The organism is Atribacter sp. (assembly GCF_035418125.1).
Taxonomy (GTDB): domain Bacteria; phylum Atribacterota; class Atribacteria; order Atribacterales; family Atribacteraceae; genus Atribacter; species Atribacter allofermentans.
In genome coordinates this window covers 1-2716 of record NZ_DAOLQM010000274.1, presented here as the reverse complement: position 1 = coordinate 2716, position 2716 = coordinate 1, and the positions used below count along the sequence as shown (strand labels likewise).

Here is a 2716-nt window from a genome sequence, read left to right as displayed (position 1 = left end):
TAAAACATAGTTATTAAGAGAGAGCCCCTCAACCCCAATCTGCAAAGGTTTAAAACCTAAGGAAAGTTGAGGGCTTTCTCAATCGAATTCTTTCATCGTAATAAAATGATTATTTATCGTGGACTGTTTTTTCGAGCTTATCTATTTCACTTTCTATGAAAGTTTTCATTGCCTTCAGTATTTCAATTCGAGCTTGGGAAAGATGGCTTCGTACTTCCTCACTAACCTGTGGCCCAAAAAAGCTATTGAGGGGAGTAAAAAACATCTCCTCAAACATTTCCCTCATATTTTCTTTTTCTTTGCTCATTTTTATTAACCTATCCTTTTTTTAACTGCCTTTCTAATAAAAGCTGGGCATCTTTATCACTTTTAATTGCTTGAAAGTCAATAACGAATGCCCCACTTGACTCCATATTCGCCATTAAGCGTCGAAGGGCTTTGTCGGTTCCAAACAAGGAGGGTCGGACATAGGCAACGGTTTTCTTCCCCTCCAATCCAGCTACTCCTTTTAAAAAGTTCACCACTTCCGGGGAAATCTTACCACCAAAAGCACTGACTACCGACGCACCAACAAATATTACGTCGTATGGTCTAAGATTAATAGGCGATGATGAATCCTCGATTTCAATATTCTTTACGGTATGACCTGATTTTTCAAACGCATTGATCATGTATTTTGTAATTTGCTGTAAGGCTTTATCTTTCCCGAGATAAACGAAAGCAACTCTCAACCAAATATGCACCTCTCTTTCACAATCCTATACGGTGAGTTTAAAGTTTTTTAATTAATCTATTAAATCCCTTAATCGTTAGATAATGATTACAATTTCGAGATCTCAGCTTATATTTTATTGTATTGATCGTTGAATAAAGATTAATTCCTTTTTCAAAGAAACCGTATGTTCTTATTATAGTCAAAAAAGCAAGAATGTGTCTATGAAAAAAGAATGAAAAAATATAAATCCATTAAATGCTCAGATTACTCTTCAATCGGATAATTGATTTTTTGCTCTCTTTTGATAAACAATAGTCACCCAATTATTTTTATCGATTGATTGTATTATTTCGAGAGAAACCAATAGAGCTTTTTGCTGAATAAGAGGAACATCCTCTCCTTGAAAACCCGATAAAACTAAATAACCAGAAATATGAAGCATATTGCTCAAGAGGGGTAAATTTTCTAAAACAAATTGAGCTCCAATATTTGCCACGATAAAATCAAAAGAACCTTCTATACCGGTAAGATCGCCGATTTTTGATTTGATTCTTTCGAAAGGTATTTGATTTAAAGCACAGTTCCGTTTTAGTTCTTCCATTGCCAAGGGATCAATATCAATAGAAGTAATATCTCCAGCTCCAAGACGAAAAGCTAAAAGAGAAAGTATTCCTGAACCCATGCCCACATCTAAAAATTCCATCCCCGGTTTAAAAAATTGGGATATGAATTCCATACAAGAAAAGGTTGTTGGATGATCACCGGTCCCAAATGCATAAGCAGGATAAATAACCAAATCAATCTTTGAAGGAATTGCTGGTTCCCAAGGAGGACGGATAACAATGGTCTCATTTACGACTATTGGCTTAAAGCGTTTGCGCCATTCTTTAGCCCAATTCTCATCTGGTTCTTCATCGCGTTCAGCTGCAACAATGTATTCTGGAAAAGACTCCTCTGGCCAATCTCGTACATAAGCAACAATGGTTAAACTATCTTTCTCCCAGAAACCATAAGGTTTCTGATCTTGAAACCACCAATAAACCTGTTCACGATAAGACTCATCCTTTATTCTCAGGATAAGCTTCTTCCAAATTCGATCCATCTTCATTCCTTTCGGCTATTATTAATAAACCCGAAGCCGAACGGGCTCCTACTCCCAGCACCTCAAATTGCGAATCATACTCTTGACATATTTTTAAAAATTGTTGGTAGGTTTTTTGGTTGTTCACGATTCGATGGAGAGTCTTGGTTTTGAGTAATCGGGCTAAGGTCCCGGTTGCCATTATGCGAACCGGTTGAAAATTTTGTTCTGCAACTATGTCAACCAATTCCCCAGGAAGAAAGGCATGTAATGGGGGAAAAATATACCGATTCAAAAAAGATATCCAGTTTTCAATTTGTTGTAATTTCTCTGGGTGATCCCAATTGCCTTTTTCTAAAAAGGAGCGGGTATGGTTTAAAGAACCGGTCCAACCCATTTCCTGCTCAATTGCTATCGGAAGTTGTCCCAGCCGATTAACGACCGAAAAAATAACTCTCTTCCGACTCACCCGGCATATTTCTTGTATAGCTCGGAAATGATCCGGATAGGCATAAGATACTGGTGCATCCAAACATAGGACTAAATCAAAATATTTTCTAGAAAATTGATGGAGATTTTGGACTCTTCCTTCAACAAAATTGATTGACTGAATTCCACTTTTTTGGGCTAAACTCCTTGCTTCTTGAAGCATAGCTGAAGAAATATCTAAAAGGGTAAGTTCACATCCTCTCCGAGCTACTTCTAAACCATACCGACCATATCCTCCTCCAGCATCAAGAACTTTCATCCCGGAACGTAAATAGGGTTCGATTTCCAACCAGACTAAATCAGTATGAACTTTTTTTTCAATATTACGCTCTCTTCGCTTTTCCTTTCTTACTCCGGCATTCCAATACATTTGGTGTTGAAGGTCTCTGTTCATGCATCCTTCCGTTATTTATTTAATGAAAACTTCGCCT

General features: G+C 37.3%; 4 protein-coding genes. All 4 read right to left on the bottom strand.

All coding sequences use genetic code 11. The features are described from left to right. Positions 1–109: 109 nt before the first annotated feature. The 4 genes from PLK24_RS10415 to PLK24_RS10400 all read right to left on the bottom strand — a co-directional run bounded on the left by PLK24_RS10415 (position 110) and on the right by PLK24_RS10400 (position 2679). Positions 110–307, bottom strand: coding sequence for a hypothetical protein (locus tag PLK24_RS10415; protein WP_324478892.1), 198 nt, complete (start codon positions 305–307; stop codon positions 110–112). A gap of 10 nt (positions 308–317) precedes the next feature. Next, entirely contained in the window at positions 318–731 is a 414-nt protein-coding gene (locus PLK24_RS10410) for a flavodoxin family protein (protein WP_324478890.1), read from the bottom strand. 255 nt (positions 732–986) lie between these two features. Further along, the gene (locus PLK24_RS10405) at positions 987–1817 is read right to left on the bottom strand and encodes a 50S ribosomal protein L11 methyltransferase (RefSeq protein WP_324478888.1); all 831 of its coding nucleotides are present in this window, start codon (positions 1815–1817) and stop codon (positions 987–989) included. Next, positions 1774–2679 (bottom strand): class I SAM-dependent methyltransferase, encoded by a 906-nt coding sequence (locus PLK24_RS10400; RefSeq protein WP_324478886.1) that lies wholly within the window; start codon positions 2677–2679, stop codon positions 1774–1776. The genes PLK24_RS10405 and PLK24_RS10400 overlap by 44 nt, the downstream gene beginning before the upstream one ends. Positions 2680–2716: the final 37 nt, after the last annotated feature.